This window comes from Haliscomenobacter sp. (assembly GCF_041740695.1).
Taxonomy (GTDB): domain Bacteria; phylum Bacteroidota; class Bacteroidia; order Chitinophagales; family Saprospiraceae; genus Haliscomenobacter.
This window is the reverse complement of the sequence record NZ_JBGSLK010000043.1, coordinates 1-17,799: the sequence shown is the minus strand read 5'-3', so window position 1 is coordinate 17,799 and position 17,799 is coordinate 1. Positions and strand designations below refer to the sequence as shown.

At 48.3% G+C, this 17,799-nt stretch carries 13 protein-coding genes; 7 read left to right on the top strand and 6 right to left on the bottom strand.

Translation table 11 applies throughout. From position 1 onward, the window contains the following. Positions 1 to 51: 51 nt before the first annotated feature. Positions 52 to 1,497, bottom strand: coding sequence for an amidohydrolase (locus tag ACEW9O_RS09030; protein WP_373549825.1), 1,446 nt, complete (start codon positions 1,495 to 1,497; stop codon positions 52 to 54). Between the two features lie 15 nt (positions 1,498 to 1,512). Continuing rightward, on the bottom strand, positions 1,513 to 1,719 hold the full coding sequence (locus tag ACEW9O_RS09025; protein WP_373549824.1) for a hypothetical protein: 207 nt from the start codon (positions 1,717 to 1,719) through the stop codon (positions 1,513 to 1,515). On the opposite strand from ACEW9O_RS09025, the gene ACEW9O_RS09020 reads away from it, so the two are divergent. The 7 genes from ACEW9O_RS09020 (at position 1,700) to ACEW9O_RS08990 (ending at position 8,831) form a co-directional block, all read left to right on the top strand. Next, on the top strand, positions 1,700 to 2,791 hold the full coding sequence (locus ACEW9O_RS09020) for an efflux RND transporter periplasmic adaptor subunit (RefSeq protein ID WP_373549823.1): 1,092 nt from the start codon (positions 1,700 to 1,702) through the stop codon (positions 2,789 to 2,791). The two genes, ACEW9O_RS09025 and ACEW9O_RS09020, sit on opposite strands and share 20 nt — an antisense overlap. Then, the gene (locus ACEW9O_RS09015) at positions 2,791 to 4,050 is read left to right on the top strand and encodes an ABC transporter permease (RefSeq protein ID WP_373549822.1); all 1,260 of its coding nucleotides are present in this window, start codon (positions 2,791 to 2,793) and stop codon (positions 4,048 to 4,050) included. The genes ACEW9O_RS09020 and ACEW9O_RS09015 overlap by 1 nt, the downstream gene beginning before the upstream one ends. Before the next feature lie 4 nt (positions 4,051 to 4,054). Beyond that, complete coding sequence (locus ACEW9O_RS09010) at positions 4,055 to 4,729, top strand: ABC transporter ATP-binding protein (protein ID WP_373549821.1); 675 nt, start codon at positions 4,055 to 4,057, stop codon at positions 4,727 to 4,729. After that, on the top strand, positions 4,726 to 5,745 hold the full coding sequence (locus tag ACEW9O_RS09005) for a sensor histidine kinase (protein ID WP_373549820.1): 1,020 nt from the start codon (positions 4,726 to 4,728) through the stop codon (positions 5,743 to 5,745). The genes ACEW9O_RS09010 and ACEW9O_RS09005 overlap by 4 nt, the downstream gene beginning before the upstream one ends. After that, the gene (locus ACEW9O_RS09000) at positions 5,745 to 6,524 is read left to right on the top strand and encodes a LytR/AlgR family response regulator transcription factor (protein ID WP_373549819.1); all 780 of its coding nucleotides are present in this window, start codon (positions 5,745 to 5,747) and stop codon (positions 6,522 to 6,524) included. The genes ACEW9O_RS09005 and ACEW9O_RS09000 overlap by 1 nt, the downstream gene beginning before the upstream one ends. Before the next feature lie 181 nt (positions 6,525 to 6,705). Continuing rightward, a complete protein-coding gene (locus ACEW9O_RS08995) occupies positions 6,706 to 7,611 on the top strand; it encodes a tetratricopeptide repeat protein (RefSeq protein WP_373549818.1) in 906 nt (301 codons plus the stop codon). Between the two features lie 737 nt (positions 7,612 to 8,348). After that, positions 8,349 to 8,831, top strand: coding sequence for a pyridoxamine 5'-phosphate oxidase family protein (locus tag ACEW9O_RS08990; protein ID WP_373549817.1), 483 nt, complete (start codon positions 8,349 to 8,351; stop codon positions 8,829 to 8,831). A gap of 336 nt (positions 8,832 to 9,167) precedes the next feature. Here the strand turns inward: ACEW9O_RS08990 and ACEW9O_RS08985 are convergent, their stop codons facing one another. The 4 genes from ACEW9O_RS08985 to ACEW9O_RS08970 form a co-directional block, all read right to left on the bottom strand. Beyond that, positions 9,168 to 10,787, bottom strand: a complete 1,620-nt coding sequence (locus tag ACEW9O_RS08985) for a cellulose synthase family protein (RefSeq protein ID WP_373549816.1) — start codon at positions 10,785 to 10,787, stop codon at positions 9,168 to 9,170. Positions 10,788 to 11,033: 246 nt separating this feature from the next. Next, the gene (locus ACEW9O_RS08980; RefSeq protein WP_373549815.1) at positions 11,034 to 11,735 is read right to left on the bottom strand and encodes a glycosyltransferase family 2 protein; all 702 of its coding nucleotides are present in this window, start codon (positions 11,733 to 11,735) and stop codon (positions 11,034 to 11,036) included. A 90-nt stretch (positions 11,736 to 11,825) separates the two neighbouring features. Then, the gene (locus tag ACEW9O_RS08975) at positions 11,826 to 14,846 is read right to left on the bottom strand and encodes a S8 family serine peptidase (protein ID WP_373549814.1); all 3,021 of its coding nucleotides are present in this window, start codon (positions 14,844 to 14,846) and stop codon (positions 11,826 to 11,828) included. 163 nt (positions 14,847 to 15,009) lie between these two features. Then, positions 15,010 to 17,703, bottom strand: a complete 2,694-nt coding sequence (locus ACEW9O_RS08970) for a PD-(D/E)XK nuclease family protein (protein WP_373549813.1) — start codon at positions 17,701 to 17,703, stop codon at positions 15,010 to 15,012. Between the last annotated feature and the right edge of the window lie 96 nt (positions 17,704 to 17,799).

The following is a 17,799-nucleotide window of genomic DNA, read 5'->3' as shown; positions in this document are numbered from 1 at the left end:
GGCCAAGGGCGGCCACGTAGGGCCGCCCCAACGGACCCGCCCCAACAGCAATTATTTCCGGTAATCGAGCGGCGGTTTCCGCGTCCCAATCAAACATTGGTATTTAAAATCCTTCCCGGTGCGCTCCTTCAATTCCGCCTTAGCTTTGATACAGGTTTCCGGCGCATTGAATAAGTCAATTGCGGTTAAAGCCATCGTTTTGGCCGCCACCATCATGCCTTTTGCGCCGATCCCGGTGCCACCTGCGGCTACCGCTTGCCAGCTGTGTGCTGAGGTGCCAGGCACCCAGGTAGCGGTGCCTAAACCTACAGTAGGCACGACCCAACTGATGTCGCCTACGTCGGTGGAGCCACTGTTGCGTTCTTCAACTTGTTCAAAAGGAGAAATGGCCGCTGCCGACTCTATTTTTACATTGGGCAAGTTGAGAGAGGGAAAGATTTTTTCTGCAAACTGGCGTTCTTCAGCGTTGTAAATCACCCCACCTACCGCGCTCAAGTTGCTGTGCATGATACGGGCCAGGGTCTCGTTGGGCATGAGGTTGTATACGCCGTTGATGAGTTCGTACTCCATGCGGGTGCCCGTACCCAGTGCGGCCCCTTCGCCAGTTTTGACGATGCGGTCAAAAATTTCCTGGGCCGTTTTGGCATCGGGGTGACGGGAGTAATAATACGTTTCGGCAAAAGCAGGCACTACGTTAGGCGCATCACCGCCTCGCGTGATAACATAATGGATGCGGGCATCTTCCGGTACGTGCTCGCGCATGAGGTTGACCATATGGTTCATGGCTTCTACGCCATCCAGGGCTGAGCGACCGCGGTCGGGGGCCATCGCTGCATGGGACGCTTGGCCGTAAAAACGGAACTTGGCGGAAATATTCGCTAGTGAAGAACTGGCTCGGGCACTGTTTTCATTCCCAGGGTGCCAGTGGATGACCGCGTCTGCATCGTCGAACAAACCTGCACGCACCATGTATACCTTGCCACCACCACCTTCTTCGGCAGGAGTGCCATAAAAACGGATGGTACCTGATTTGCCACTTTTTTGCAACCATTCTTTAACCGCTACTGCCGCAGCGGCCGAACCCGCCCCAAACAAGTGGTGTCCACAGGCATGACCAGATTTTACTTCCGGGCGCTCTTGACGTGTAGGTACTGCGGCTTGAGATACCCCAGGCAAGGCGTCGAACTCGCCGAGGATGCCGATGACCGGTTTGCCAGAGCCAAAACTGGCCACAAAGGCGGTAGGCATATCGGCCACTCCAGCTTTGACCTCAAAACCTGCGTTGCGCAATTGTTCTTGCAGGAGCTGGGAGCTTTTAGCTTCCTGGTAGCCCAATTCTGCCCAGTCCCAGATTTTCATGGCGACTTGGGTATAGCTACCGGATAGTTCATCCAGGCGCTTGAGGGTTTGAGCTTTGTCTTTGGATAGGGTAGGGGTGTTTTGGGCAAAAAGACCCAAACCACCCAGTAGTAAAAGAAGGCTAAATAATGGCTTCATGCAATTTGGTTTTTTTCATACTGTTGGGATAAAGCTAGAGTTTTTTGGGCTTTTCAGGTGTGGAAGTCGATATAAATATGGGTATCGCAGCAAATTCAACTCAGGATTCGCTTCAAGTGCCATTTCCGCCGCTTCCCTGCATTTCATTTGCATTTCCCCGCCCAAAATCCCGTATTTTGTTGCATCGCTTAAAACCATTGCAATGAAATTGTCTTTTTTCATATTGAGTATAAGTCTCCTACTGTGGAGTTGTAGCAAAGAAAAACCACAACTTACTCAGCCCGAAGTCACCAAACTAACCGAAGCCGTTTACGCCTCCGGTACCCTGGTGCCCGAATCCGAATACCGGGTGATGAGTGTATCCGACGGCATCATTACTGCGGTGCGCATCAAAGCTGGAGACCTAGTCAAAACGGGTAGCCTACTCTTTTCCCTCAGCAATTCCAATTTGGCGGCCAATGTGAATGCGGCTCAACAATTGCTCAACAAAACTTTACCCCTGACCAGCGATGCTGCGCCCCAATTGCGCGAACTGCGCAACCGCCTGCAAAACGCTCAGGCTAAATTGCGTTTCGACAGTTTACAATTCCAGCGTTTCAGCAGTCTATGGGAGTCAGAAGCCATTTCCAAACGAGAATTTGAGCAAGCCCAGTTGCAATACGAATCCAGCCAGCGCGAAGTCCAGGCCTTGCAGCAACAAATTCGTCAGGTCAACCTCAATGCAGCCCTGCAAACCCAGCAAGCGGAAAACCAGTTGCGCATCGCCAATACCTCGCAGCAAAACACCCAATTGAAAAGTTTTGGTGAAGGCATGGTCTATGAAGTGCTCAAAGACCCTGGTGATATGATTTACCCCAATCAACCCTTGGCTATTATCGGTAGCAAAACCTTGATTGCCAAACTGATGATCGATGAAACGGATTTGGGGAGAATACAAATGGGGCAAAAGGTTTTGCTTACCATGGATGCCTTCCCCGATCAAATTTTTCATGCCGAAATCACCCGAATTTACCCGATGCTCAATCGGGTGGAACAATCCATTCGGGTGGATGCCACTTTGCTCGATACTTTGCCTCAACAATTGTACGGCCTCAATGTGGAAGCCAATATTGTGATTCAGGAAGCAGAGAATGCGCTGGTGATTCCAAAATCTTTGCTTTTGCCTGGTGATAGTGTGTGGGTCATGGAAGGAAAGGACAAGCGTAAAGTCAAAATACAGCGTGGAGTAGAAGATGCCCAGCGGGTACAAGTGAAAAGTGGTTTGACTGAAAATTCTCAATTGATACTTAAATAATGAAGCGCAGCCTGACTTTGGAAATTGCCTTGACGCACTTGTTGACCAAGCGCAAACAGACCGTTGTGGCCATGTTGGGGGTAACCTTTGGCATCTCCATGTTTTTGGTGATGATCAGTTTTATGACCGGGGTAAACGATTTTACCAAGCGTCTGGCCATGGAAGAGGCGCCCGATATTCGCATTTACAATCCCCTGGAAATTGAAAAAAATACCATCATCGCCAAAGCCGCGCCGGATACCACAGGCAATGTATACGTAGTCCACCACCAACGCCCCAAAAACGTGTTGCCCAAATTGCGCAATGCCATCATGCTGTCACAATCCCTCGAAGCCATGCCGGAAATCAAAGGCGTTGCGCCACAAGTGGCCACCCAGGTATTTTTCAACAATGGCCCGATTCGGATAACGGGATCGCTGTTGGGCATCGATGTCAAACGCCAGGGAGAGTTGTTTACCCTCGCCCGCAAAATGGATGCTGGCGAGTTGCTTGACTTGTTAGGTGTCAACGATGGGGTCATTCTAGGTTATGGTTTGGCCAAGAAGATGAACGTAGGCATTGGAGATCGAGTAAGCATCACGACTTCGGAGGGCAATATCTTAATGCTGCGGGTGGTGGGAATATTCTCCTACGGGATGGCCGACTTTGACAATGCCCGGGCCTATGCTACACTGGCTACGGTGCAAAAAATAATGCTACGCGACCCCAGTTTTATCACCGACTTACACATCAAAATGTACGACAATACCCAGGCCCAGGTCATGGCCGAAAAAATCAGCCAGGAGTTTGGTGTGCATGCTGAAGATTGGACTACTGCCAATGCTCCGTTACTGGCTGGGGAGAACATCCGTTATGCGATGACTGGGATCATTTCTTTTACCTTGTTGCTCGTAGCTGGCTTTGGCATTTACAACATCATGAACATGAACATCATCAACAAACTCAAGGATATTGCTATTCTGAAGGCCACGGGATTTGAAAGCCGCCAGATTGTAGGTATCTTTTTGTGGCAATCAGCCATCATTGGTTTGTTGGGAGGGATAGTTGGTCTGACCTTGGGTTATGGATTTTGTTTGGCTTTGTCGCACACCCCGTTTCCCAACGGTGATATCATCCGCATCGAGACCATGCCCGTCAATTTTAATCCACAACATTACATCATGGGATTTTGCTTTGGCGTAATCACCACCGTTTTGGCGGGGTTCTTCCCTTCTTTGAAGGCCGCCAAGGTAGACCCAGTGCAGATCATCAGAGGATAACATCATGCCGATACTACAAGCCAAACAAATCACCAAATACTTTCACGAGCCCGAAACGGTGCAAGTACTCAAGGAAGTGGACATCAGCGTGGAGCAAGGCGAGTTCTTGTCCATCGTGGGTAAGTCGGGTTGTGGCAAATCAACTTTGTTGTACATCCTCAGCACAATGGATACCGATTACGGTGGTGAACTCAACATCAAAGGGCAAAAACTCAATGGGTGGTCGCAGAATCAATTGGCGCGCTTTCGCAACGAAAACCTGGGCTTCGTATTTCAGTTTCACTTTCTCTTGCCAGAATTTACCGCCCTGCGCAATGTGATGATGCCCGCACTGAAGCTGGGCAAATACAGCTACGCTGAAATAGAACAACGCGCCCTGGACAAACTACGTATGGTGGAAATGGACGGATTTGCGCACAAAATGGCCTCCAAACTCTCCGGTGGACAACAACAACGCGTGGCCATTGCCCGCGCGCTCATCAACGACCCTACGATCATCATGGGTGACGAACCCACCGGGAACCTGGATAAGGTAAACTCCCAAAGGGTCTTTGAAATCTTTCAGGAACTAGCCAGACAAAATCACCAAACCATCATTACGGTCACCCACGATCAGGATTTTGCTGCGGGCAGCGATCGGGTCATTGTGATGAGTGACGGGCAAATTGTCCAGGAATGAAACGGCGGTATTGGTCTTACCTGTTTATTGGGCTGTTTTGTTTGTTTGGCACCTATGTCCGTTCCCGAATCTTGGTAGGGTTACCTTGGTATGTATATATGCTGTTGTTTTTTATTCAATTTGCGACCATCCTGGGCATTTGGGAGCTGATCATTTGGGTGAACCGAAGGTTGGAGGTTCATTTTTCATTGGATAAACGCCCTTTTGTTCGTATCCTGGTACCTGTATTGGTTTCTACTACGGGGATTTCGTCTGTTTTTTTAGTCACGATTCGCCTTTTTAGTAGCTACTTTCCCCGTTATGCCAATCCCGAGTTTTTGATGGTGTTGGGTGCTTTGGCGGTTGCATCGATAACCTTGTTGAATTTCATCTTTTTCACTTTTGATTTTTTAAAAAAACTCAACTTGTCTCAAAAGGAAAAAGCCACTTTTGAGCTACTGGCCGCCCAGGCCGAGCGCGAAAAAACCTTGATGCAGTACCACAATTTGCGCAATCAGGTCAATCCGCATTTTTTGTTCAACACGCTTACTTCTTTGGATGGATTGGTGCAGCAAGATCCAAAATTGGCTTCCCGTTTTATCCGCCATCTGGCTAAAGTGTACCGCTATGTATTGGAACACAAGGAGAACGAGGTCGTGAACCTGCAAACCGAACTCAACTTCATCGAACATTATAGCTCATTGTTGAACATCCGTTATGGCGAAGCGCTCCAAATCGAAATAGACATTTCTGAATCAGCCAAAGACCAGGGGATTGTGATGGTCACTTTGCAGATGCTGATCGACAATGCTTTGAAACACAACATTGTCCAAATTGATCGACCACTCTACATCAGCATTACTTGTCAAAAGGGTTATTTGGAGGTGAAAAACAACAAACAGATCCGCCGCCAAATCGAATCCTCCAATGGCCAGGGCTTAGCCCAATTGCAACAATTGTACCAGTTTTTGAGTGAAAAACCGGTGCAGATTCTGGATGATGACTTATTTTTTAAAGTACAAATACCTCTACTTTGATGCCCAATACCTTGAACATATTGATGCTGGAAGATGAACCCTTGGTGGCTTTTAGTCTTTTGAGTTTGGTTCGAGAAATAGAACCGAATGCCACCATTGTCGGTCCTTTGGGCAGTGTAAGGGAGGCGCAAGAATGGTTGGATGCTCACCCTAGCCCGGATTTGGTGCTGGCTGATATCCAACTTGCGGACGGCATCAGCCTGGATGTTTTTGCCCAACGGCCACTCGATTGCCCCATCATTTTTACCACGGCCTACAATGAATACGCCATCCGCGCCTTCAAGCTCAACAGTGTGGATTATTTGCTCAAACCCGTTGAAAAAGAGGATTTAAAAGCTGCCTTGGACAAATTTCACCTGCTGCAAGACAAGTTTAAAAACAGCACTTACCTCAGCCAAATGCAGGAGCTATTTGCCAATTTTGCCCAACAAAATAAAAAATACAAAACCCGGTTCTCTGCACACCAGGGGCGCAGCATGATCCTGATCCCGGTGGAAGACATTGTGTGTTTTGGCAAAGAGGAGTTCATCTACCTCCTGAGCACCGATGGCAAAAAATACCTGAGTGATTACCGCTCGCTGGACGAGGTGGCAGAATTATTGGACCCGACGCAGTTTTTCCGTGCCAACCGCCAGTTTTTGATTGCCTTGAAGGCTCTGGAGGGATTTCGTGCAGATGATTGGGGGAAGTTGAAATTGAAATTGAAGGTGTCGCCAGGAGAGGAGGTGACGGTGAGTCGGGAAAAGGCTGGGGAGTTTCGGCGTTGGGTCGAACGGTAGGGGCAACCCTATGTGGTTGCCCACTGTCGTTGCCCAAAAGGCAATCGCAAGGGTTGCCCCAACGAGCGTCACATCCGATTCATAAAAAACACAATTAAAATTTGCGTTTAGATTTTCGACTTAAGCCCTACCTTTATTCCTGTCAAAAGCCTCTCCACCATAACCCGATTTTCAGCAACCTATGCAAGTATTCAGCAAAATCATCTTAAGCTGCGGCCTGGCCATCATCACTCTATCTGTAGCACTGGGGCAAGACTGCGCCACCCAAATCATCCCTCCCGTATTGAGCGAAGCCGCCCGTACAAGTATGGAAGAAAAACGCGCTGCAGCCAAAGCCGACTACGAAAAAGCCCCCAACAGCGCCGACGCCCTCATCTGGTACGGCCGCCGAACGGCCTATCTGGGGCATTACTCCGAGGCCATCGAACTGTATACCCAGGGCATTGCCCAGCACCTCGCCGATGCTCGACTGTACCGCCACCGCGGTCACCGCTATATGAGCATTCGTTGTGTAGACAAAGCCATGGCCGATTTTAAACAGGCTTATGCACTCACCAGAGGCAAACCCGACGAGGTAGAACCCGATGGTGCACCCAATGCCAAGGGGATTCCTACCAGCACCTTGCAGTCGAACATACGCTACCATCTGGGGCTTTGCCTCTACCTGAAAGGGCAATACAAAAAGGCCGCGCGCTACTACGAAGAAGACCTCCGCAAATCCGCAAATCCAGACATGTACGTAGCCACGGCCAACTGGTTGTACTTGTGTTACCGGCGGCTCGGCGCGGAGCAAAAAGCCCAAAAATTGCTCGAAAGCATCAAACCCGACCTGCCCTTGATCGAAAATTTTGATTACCTGCGGATCTTGCTGCTGCACAAAGGGGCACTTGAGGCCACAAAACTCAAGGAAGAAATCGCCCAGCCCAATTCATTGAGCAACAGCACAGTGGCGCTTGGTTTGGCGAATTATTATTTACTCAATGGGCAAAAAGAGGAGGCGGAGCGGCTGTTTCGGGTGATTACTGGGGGGAATCAGTGGGCGAGTTTTGCGTTTATTGCGGCGGAGGTGGAGTTGGGGAGGATTTGATAGGGAAAGGCAATGCTAAGCCCTAAGGTGTAAGATATTATTTTAATGTGAATTTTGATTTTTTCGCCTTGAATATCAAGGAATTGACTTTTTTGGCAAAAAACCATTCACACACCACATTTTTCACCGCAGAGTTTCGCAGAGTACACACAGAGTTTCACAGAGTTTAGGCCACCTTCGGTGGCTAAGATTACTCAGAGGCGAATTGAATAAACCTTATTAAGGGCGATAAAAAAATAAATGCTCCTTTGGCTTAAGAAAAATGAGCACTTATTTTTGCCCCACTACTTAATGCCAAACAATCAAATTTTAATTGTACCCGACCTCCAGCCACCAGAGGTGGCAAAACTCCTGAAAACTTATAAAACTCTGAGAAACTCTGTGTTTACTCTGAGAAACTCTGCGGTAAAAAAATCAATTAATTCACATCTCACGTTATTGTAGTAGAACCCCATCCCTCCATTTCCCACCCCGCTTCAAAATTTGAATTAAAAAAAATTTCGCTACATTTGCTAAAACGCTACAGCTACATTACGGATGGAACCTACCCCGCTGAAGACTTTTATCATCTACGCCCACGAAGACCGCTCGACCGTCAATGCCATTCGAGGGCAGCTCAGAATTTTTGAAAAATAAAGACTTGTAAGCGTCTCGAGAATCAATTTCTGCTATTCAAACCAATCGATCCTTTCAAAAACCCAATACCCCCCTGCCTTGTTTCATCCAAAAACACCCATATGCCTTCACCCATCACCTCTGAAAATTGGCCAATCATCCGCCAAAACTTCCGGCATGGTTTTGCCACCAACCTACACGTTTCCATTGCAACAGCGGATGCTGAGGGGCAACCAAACGTTACGCCCATCGGTTCGTTCTTTCTCAATCGGGATGATTTCTCGGGGTTTTACTTTGAAATTTTCACCCAAACTATTCCCCGCAATGCTGGGACCAACCCCAAAGTCTGCATCATGGCCGTGAACAGCGGGAAGTGGTACTGGCTGAATAGCCTGTTTTTTGGCAAATTCAAGACACCACCGATGACCAAAATCTATGGCACAATCGGCGAACGCCGAGCACCCACCTCTGCTGAAATGGAACGGGGAAACCGGCGGCTAGGTCGCATGAAAGCGCTGTCCGGGGGCAAAAAATTGTTCGGCAATATGGAGTTCGTGCGGGAGTTGCATTTCCATGCTTTTGAAGTGGCAAAAGTGCCAATGTGAGGAAAAAAAACAAGCCCTCCCAAACCTTTAGTGAGGGTTTATTTCCGATTTTGCCCTATCTGATGATTTTGGCTTAAGGCTTTTTTGAGTTAAGAGTTCCGAATACATGAGAACATGAGTTTAGAAGTGTGCTACCGCAGCGACTTAGACACAACCTTGGCTTAAGTCGCTGCGGTAGCTCACTTCTAAATTCGTAAGTCATGTATTCGGAACTCTGAACTCAAAAAAAGAAAATCATCAACTGCTTGATAATCAAATAATACCTTTCTCTCAAACCAAAAACGGCCAAGCAGATTCCTCTACTTGGCCGTTTATAGCTTCAAGCCCTTGCGTCAATTACGCCCGAGCGTGCTTCCAAGAATAAAAATAAACCGAAGCAAACCCGATCGTCATCATCACGTGGTACACGATGAAGATCGTTTCACCCCAGTAAGCCGACCACAGTACCGCAGTACCGAAGTACAAAGCCATAAACCCTTCGAGGTAAGTGCCCCAGGTCAGGTTTTTCTTCAGGTACTTGTTGTTGGAGAACTGGTCTTTGCCGTCTTTGATGTTGAACTTCGGTGTACGTACGAAAGGAGATTTTTTACCTCTCCAGCCTTCAATTACGGCAATGGTATTGTGCAAGGACAAGCCCATCGACATAGCCAGGAACAGCGGGAAGTGCGTAATGAAGCGGAAAACCGATTTCACCACAGGCAAATGCCGCGCCTTGGATTGTACGTTGGCGATGTAGTACATCAAGGTGATGCTCAACATACCCAGCAGGTATACTGTAAAGAAGTCTTTGTCGAAATTATGCTGCTTAGCCAAAACGTTCACCAGATACAAGAGTGGAACACTGGACATCGCCATCACAAATACAAACACAAATACCGTACTTGCCAACAAGTGCAAGGTGGAATTCATTTTTTGCATCAGGCTCATGTTGGAGTTCCAAACGATGGGCAACATTTTGCGAGCGGTTTCAGCACCCCCTTTCATCCAGCGGAACTGTTGCGCCTTGAGGGCGTTCATGTCGGCTGGTAACTCGGATGGAACCGATACTTCTTCCAGGAATTTGATTTTGTAGCCTTTCAGCTGAGAACGAATGCTCAGGTCGAGGTCTTCAGTCAGGGTATCTGCTTCCCAACCACCCGCATCTTCGATGGTTTTGCGACGCCACAAACCAGCGGTGCCGTTGAACTGCAAGAAGTGTTTGCCTTCCATGCGGCCTACTTGCTCAACCGTAAAGTGTACATTGAGTTGCAGGGCTTGCAGGCGAGTGATCAGCGAATAATCTTCGTTGATGTGCTCCCAACGAGTTTGTACCACCCCTACCTTAGGATCTTCGAAGTGTGGAACAGTCTTTTTCAGGAAGTCGGGACGAGGCAGGAAGTCAGCGTCAAAAATGGCCATGAACTCACCTTTGGCGAATTCCATACCATCCTTCAGTGCACCAGCTTTGTAACCTTTGCGCTCTTTCCGGCGAATTTGTTCGATGTTGATCCCCTGAGCCTGGTGGTAAGCAACTCTGCCACGAACCAGTTCCTGGGTTTCATCGGTGGAGTCATCCAATACGTGAATTTCGAAGCGGTCACGTGGGTAATCCATTTGTACCATGTTGTCAATCAGGCGCTCTACTACGTATTGTTCGTTGTAAAGTGGCAACTGGATGGTCACAAAAGGGTAGGTTTTTTCGTACTCTTCAGTACTCATTAGGCTGTAATCAGCGTTTGCTACGCCAAGGTTTTGAGCAGAGGTGATGGTTTTTCCCCCAACGACAGCGGCAGCAGCGACTACAGCTTCGGCCTGAGCCGTTGCCGCGAATCTTGCTTTAAACTCCTCTTTTTTACGGCGCCAATCAAAGCGCTTGTAGTAGTAGAGAAGATTGAATTGTGACAAGCAGTAAGCGGTCACGTAGGTCAGGGACAAGGTGTACACCCCCAAAAAAAAGAAGGCAAGTGCGGACATCATATTGGTTATGTGCGTTTTTCTCTTTTAACAGGTTTCTCAACATGTGCTGAAAGACGATGCAATTTATATCGTTTTTCACTAGTTTAGAACGAATTAGGGGGGCAAAGTAACGCCTTTTTCAGAAATATTTTTTTTATAATCCGTACAAACGTTTGCGGGGCATTGTTTGTCACACAATTCCTAAAAACCTTATGATTGGATTCTTTGAAAACACAGAATCTAATTTCGTTTTTTCGTTATTAGAGCTCAAAGATGTTTGAAGATGGTATAAAGTATTTTGTACCCGGCTAAGATGGTTCCTTTGATTGTTCCCGATACTTTAGACACCCCAACCCGCTTCCGGTAACGCACCCCGACCTCCGTACAGCGCAATTTTTGTTTGGCAGCCTTGATTTGCATCTCCACCGTCCAGCCATAATTGCGATCGACCATGTTCAACGCCAGCAAACTTTTCCAACGGATGGCCCGGAATGGCCCCAAATCGGTAAAATGATAATTGTACAAATGCCGGATGAGGAAAGTAGCCAGCCAGTTGCCAAAAACTTGCTGTGGGGTGAGTGAACCTTTTTCTGCTTTGCCAGAAGATAAACGTGAGCCGATCACCATATCGATACCCTCATTCAGAACTGGGCCGACAACCAAAGGCAATTCCTCGGGATAATCCGAATAATCTCCATCCAAAAAAACAACGATATCGGGCTGCTCCGCCAGAGGCTTTTGCCGGATGTACTCCATTCCTTTCAGACAAGCATTGCCGTAACCTTTGCTGGGCTGAAATACTACTGTAGCTCCTGCTGCCTGCGCCACTTGAGCGGTATTGTCGGTACTCCCATTGTTGCACACGATGACCTCCTGCACCCAATCCCGGGGGATCTCAGCCAAGACCAAACCAATGGACTTTTCTTCGTTAAAAACGGGGATGATGACGTGGATGATGGGCGTGTGCAACAGTTTGGGTGATTTTAGTTAAGACCGCAAAGGTTAGAGATGAGAGATGAAAGATGAGAGATTTGGGTTGCCACTTTCATCTCTCATCTTTCATTTCTTTAAAAGTGGTTTGGCAACTCTTACTCCTTCCACATCAAACATCAGCCAATAAACGCCAGGGGGCAGCTGAGTTAAGGCAATTTGAGCCTGACCGAGCGTCCGTTCCCCCAGGTTTTGGGTACGCATTACTTGTCCAATGCTGTTGACCACACTTACCCGAACCAGTCTGCTCCGATCAAGGTTGAATTCAACGTTGACTTCGTCATGGGCTGGGTTGGGAAATATTTTGAGTTGATACGCCAATGCCTCCTGTTCGGCGGTTGAAGTGGCGGTACCCACCTGAATGGTTTTTACACTGACATCACTACAGCCTTCGGCATTGGTGGCGCTCAGCGAGACCAGATAAGATCCCGCTTGGGCGTAGCTGGTGCTTGGATTACTTTCGGTACTCACTTGCCCATTGCCAAAATTCCACAATATCTCGGTTGCTCCTGTCGACAAATCCTGAAAACTCAAAGTAGTATTGGGCTTAAGAGAGCCACTGGGTACCGCAAATTGAGCTTGTGGTTTGGCGGCGCTCGGATTTACATCAATAAACACGGGAGTCCTGCCACAAGGATAACCATATTCAATTTCCCAATTGAAAAAGAAGGGATAATCATCCGTACCTACCACATTGTTGGCATATTTGATGGCCAGCACGTCCGCAATGGCGATGGGGTAGGAGGAATCGGTTTTGAGTACGGACAATTCCGCTCCACGGGTCAATTCTAACACCTGATCGGCTCCTGGCATGACCTTGAAATTAAGCGGGACTTTTTGCTCCCCAACTTTACTCACTCGATAACTAATCGTTTGTACTCCTCCAGTAGAATTCCGCAAGGTGAAAAAGCGCAAACCGGTCCGATTCGGATAAATGGTAACCGATTTGAGGATAAAGTCGTAATAGGCGTCAAAAACCAGTCCACCGACTGAATCACTATAAACGACATCACCGCCCGTTTGATTCAAGCGACCAGTGGATCGATTAAATGTTAGTTCGGCAAAAAGCACGGTATCTTTGTTCAGGGCGCCGGTGACAAAATTGTTGCCAGTGCCCAGCACTGTGCCACCCGTATTCTGATTGAACCAACGCACTGTCCCTTCACCTTCGTAGTTGCTGCTCAACAAAACTTCACTACCCGCACAAATATTGACAGCCGAAGCTTCTGCAATTGGCAATTGCGACAAGGCGCTAACGTTGACGTAGGTTTTGAACTTGTTGTTTAAAGCCCGGGCATCGGCAAAACCATTGGGGTTGCGCAATTCCACTTCCACAATGTAGCGTCCAACTGGGGCATCAAAAGGAGGGACAAAATAGCTGGTCAATTTGCCTGGTGCCAATTTTCCCATCCAACGGTTTTGGAATAAAACAGTGCTTTGCCCGTCGCGGCGGATGATGATGTCCATGCTGCGCAGGGTGTCCGCCCCGCTATTTTCAAAACTGACTTCAATATAGGCTTGCCGATCACAACCAAAAATGCGCGGTTTGGTCAGTACGTGAATGACATCATTGGTCGCTCGCAGGGGTGGAGTGGGTTGAAAACCCTGGCTGATCAACCAGTTGTAGGCTGCACCTACATCAATAAGACCCCTGCCGTAATCATTGTCTTCCCCGGCAGTGCCCAAATCTCTTGCTGAATTGTACAAGGCCAGCCCCAGTTGGCGGCCACTCAGGGTAGGGAAAGCTTCTTTGAGTAGCAAAATCGCCCCTGAAACATATGGCGCAGAAAAAGAAGTGCCATCTACCGTTGAATAACCACCTTGTAAAGTGGCAGTCCGCACGCGTTCACCGGGAGCAACCATTTCTGGTTTGATCAAAAAGCTACCATCGCGACCGCAGACAGAAGGACCACGGGAGGAAAAATCCGAAATGGGATAATTGAGGGTATTGCCGTTAATCGAACCAATCGACATGGGCACTACCAGATCGAGGTTTAGCCCACCGGGAAGGTTAACGGTGGAAGGATCTGGCCCACGGTTGCCTGCGGCAAAAACGACGGCAATTCCAGCAGCATCCAAGGCTTGTACCACGTTGCGGAAGGAACTCCGACACTCATCAGCATTGTTGCTATTGCCCCAGGAATTGTTGACCACATCGGGAATGTCGCTAGAGGTGAGGGTATTCCCATCGGGGTTGAGCGCCCATTGCAAAACTTCGATCGTGCTCGTTGAGATGCCCTCCAAGGGGCAGATCTCGTTAGTGGTTGGATTGCGGAAAGCGGCTGGCCCCCCCATCCACAAAGCATTGAAGGCTGCACCCACTGTATCACGGGTCAAACGATCCAAACCAACGGCTACGGCTGCTACGGCAGTACCGTGCTCGCCACATAGGTCGCCAAGGATGGAACTGCGGTAAGTGGAAGCCATGGAGCCATAATTGTAGGCAAACTGGGTACGTAGAGCTGGATGCTCATACTCTTGTCCGGAATCTATAATCAATACTTTGCGCCCGTATCCGGTATAGCCCAAACGCCACAAAGCGCGGGCATTGATCGCGTTCAAACCCGGCTCTATGCCTCCCGGACTAAGCGGTGGTGGAGCCGGTGCAGACCGATAACTTTCGATGGCCATTTCCGGAAAAGGTTCAATCCAGTCTACTTCTGGGTGATTGCTCAATTCAGCAATAAAGGCTGCGCTAGCTTTTAGTTCAATGATGTTGGCAATCCAGTAAGTTTTGACCGAGTTTTTTTCCACCCCATTCGCCGCCTGCATCCAGTTGACCAAGCGGGGCTGGGTAGCTGCTGCTTTGCTTTGCAGCGCATTGATCAGGGAAGCAACCTGCTGATCGCGGGAACTGGAGCTCCGCAGATCTCCTTGTTGCCAACTGGAAAGGTCCACCTGACTTTTGAGGCTGACCAGGATATGGAAATGCTGTTGATCAGACTTATGCTCTAAAGCTTGGTACAATGCCGTTGCTACATTGGCTGCGTTGAGGTTTTGCGCTTTGAGATCATGCTGTCCAGCGGAAAAAAACAAGGCAATACAAAGCAGGACTTTGATTATAGATCGTTGTAAGTACATCAAACACATGCTCACTTGTTTTTAAGATTATGATGGGGGTCAGAATAGAGTGTCAATTATAGGTATAAACACGAGAATAGCAAAAACCCCCATTGTAGAGAAACGAAAGTTTTGTCTCAGGAAGTACAAAAAGACTTTATGAACAGAAGCTGCTTGAGTTTATAAAGTCTAATTACTTAACCAGATTGATTAAGGTTCGGTAGTCATCAAAGGGGGCATCTTCCCTTTTTAGTTCCAAAAAAGCCAATAAATCGTCCTCGGCATACTGTTCCTCCAAATGGGCAATGGTGGCTGCGCAGCGGATTTCCACCTCACCGCGGCGAATCTGTGTCAATCGCCACTGCAAAGTAGCCTCCATCTTTTGGAGTATACGTTTTCGCACCTCAATTGGATTCACATCGGGGCTAATTGGGGTAATGTCTTTGAAAGCAGATCGGTCCCGAGCAATGAGCCACCCATTTTCCATAATGAAATAAGCAGTATGTACCTGGTCTGTACTCAGCGGCAACAAATGAGCGTACAGGGCGAGTTGCAAATCTTCTTCGTTTTTGATCATCAGTTCCCGCCTTAGGCCACCGCGCCATTTCAAGTCCAATACTGTTTGTTCCAATTCCCGTGCCAAAACCAGGTCGGCGCGGGCGTTTAACTGAATTGTGGCAAATTTCCCTTCGAGGGGCAATTCTGTAGCGGCTACCGCCCACTCGTTGTTTTGTAACAAATTCACCAGGCTCCAAGCGGCAAATTTTAGGCGTTTTAAAAAACGTTTGCGTTCTGCTTCTTTGCCATACATGAGCAAAACGGCACCTTCCCTGTGCAATAGCCGTTCCGCTTCCCGATCGATCCACTGATCAACCTGCGATTTAGTCCAGCTACTTAACTCAGGGATGAGTAAAAGGTTTTGGAAAAAACGATGCGCCAAATTCCCCTGTAGCGTGCTGTCTTTTACAATGCTGAGGATGGAAGATTTACGCAGGCGGATGTGGTGCCGAAACAACCACTGATAAGGGTAGTACAACAAACTTTCCAGACTGGTAAACGTTTCTTCAGCACGTTCTACCAATTTTTCCGGGTGATTCAAGCGCAAAAACGCCGCTGGTTTGCCCAAACGTCGGAAAGGAATGTTTACTTTTTGGGGCAGTTCAAAATATCGCTTCAGCAACTGATTTTCTTCAGTGCAGGTAATGGCGTCTAAATGACCAAAACAAGCCTCCAAATCACCCAACAAGGGATGTGGGAGCATGGCTTCCCCTTCCGCGATTTCGGGAACGACCAAAATCAAACGATGTTTGCTCATCCAAACGGGGTGACGGCGTTGAAAGCCCAATAAGGCATTTTGATCAGAAGGACTACTCAATTGAATGTTGAGCCCCTGTAGCCAGTTGCGCTCCTGATCGTACCAGCGGGAGAAGAAATAGTCGGGTTCGTTTTGGGTGAAATTCCACCAGATCAAGTCCCGTACAGGGGCCGTCAAAGCATTGGGTTGGTGGACATAGGGGAATCGACCTACTTCTTGCAAACTCATCTGCATGGGAGCAGGTTCGTAAACTGTCCGCACGATGCGCTCCAATTCCAGACGGGTCAACTCATTCTCGGGTAGCGTTTGCAACAAATCGACGATCTGTTTGGCTTGTTCAGCCAGGGTGAGCAAAGAAGGATTGTTGCTCTTCTGCTCTAATGTGCGAGTAGCCCAAATATGCAGGTACAGAAAAATTTCTTCCACCTCACTTTTAGGAACTACTCCAGCAATATCGTAGCGCCGCCGCTCGAACCAAAAACGGTACTGCTGGCGAATTTCCCGAATGTCCAGGCTTGGTTCTTTGGCGGCTCGTTCTTCTAGTTCAGCGAAGTATTGCCCCAGCATGGCTTGCCAGGATTCACCAAGGATTCCCGGGGTTTGAGCCATTTGTTGCGCAATGCGGTTGGCCAATTCAGTTTCCAGTGGTTTAAGCGGTAGACAAACGAACTCCATGATTTTAAAAGGATCAATCGGCGTCCACAAAAAATTGGGGATCAATTTGAGTGCTTGCAGCGTGGGCCTTGCCAAGGACGCGGGTTGGATACCCAAACTGGGCAAACCTTCGTGAATGAAAGCTTCATCCAGCGTGCGCGATTTATCCGGGATCAGGAAACAGGGGTGGAAGTTAGGATTGCGGCGCAATAAGGCAGCCAGGTAACTCCCCAAATCGGTGTCTCTTTTACCCCGCAACAACAATAAGGTACCATCTTTGGCCAGCTCTTGTGTTTGGCTTTTTCTCGCCAAAAAAGCCTGAAAACGCCCCAAATCGGTATCGGACTGAGGTTGATGCTGAGCAATAGGGTAGTTGAGCTCTACGCCTTGTTGTAGCAAAGCCTTAAAAAGGCGTTGCCAATGTACCGGAATCAAGGTAGCCGGTTCAACGAAATTTATGCGTTGAATAGGAGCAGGTCGTTGCTTGATTTTTTGCTCCAAGACGATAAAACGATCGGCGAAGCCAGCGGGAAGGCTTTGCTCACTGTCTTGTAGGGCTTTTTCAACCTGGGCAATGCTGGTCAAACGAGCTGGGGTAGTAGCGTTTGGGGCAAAATCCCACCCAGCCAATAACAATTCATCCCGACGGCTGAGTAAATTGGCCGCGGTTGCGAATTGATCGGCAGCAAAAGAACGTGAAAAAAAAGCTGTTGAATCTTGTTCCAGGTGTTGGCGGATCGCCTGGCGGTATTGCTCAATGCGCAGGTGTTCATTGTTGTTTTTGTGACCTGCCAAGCCATAAAAAAATTCCAGCCATTGCAATAAGCCATTTGGCCCTAACCACAACGTACCGCCTTGTGAATGGTTGGGTAATGGCCAGGATGGATTGTCTAGTGCAATACCAAAAATGAGGTTCATCCGATGGAATGGTTTAGAAGGTTGAGGAAGTTTAGAAGGTTGAGGCTACCGCAGCGACTTAGAAAAGGCTCGTGCTTAAGTCGCTGCGGTAGCCTC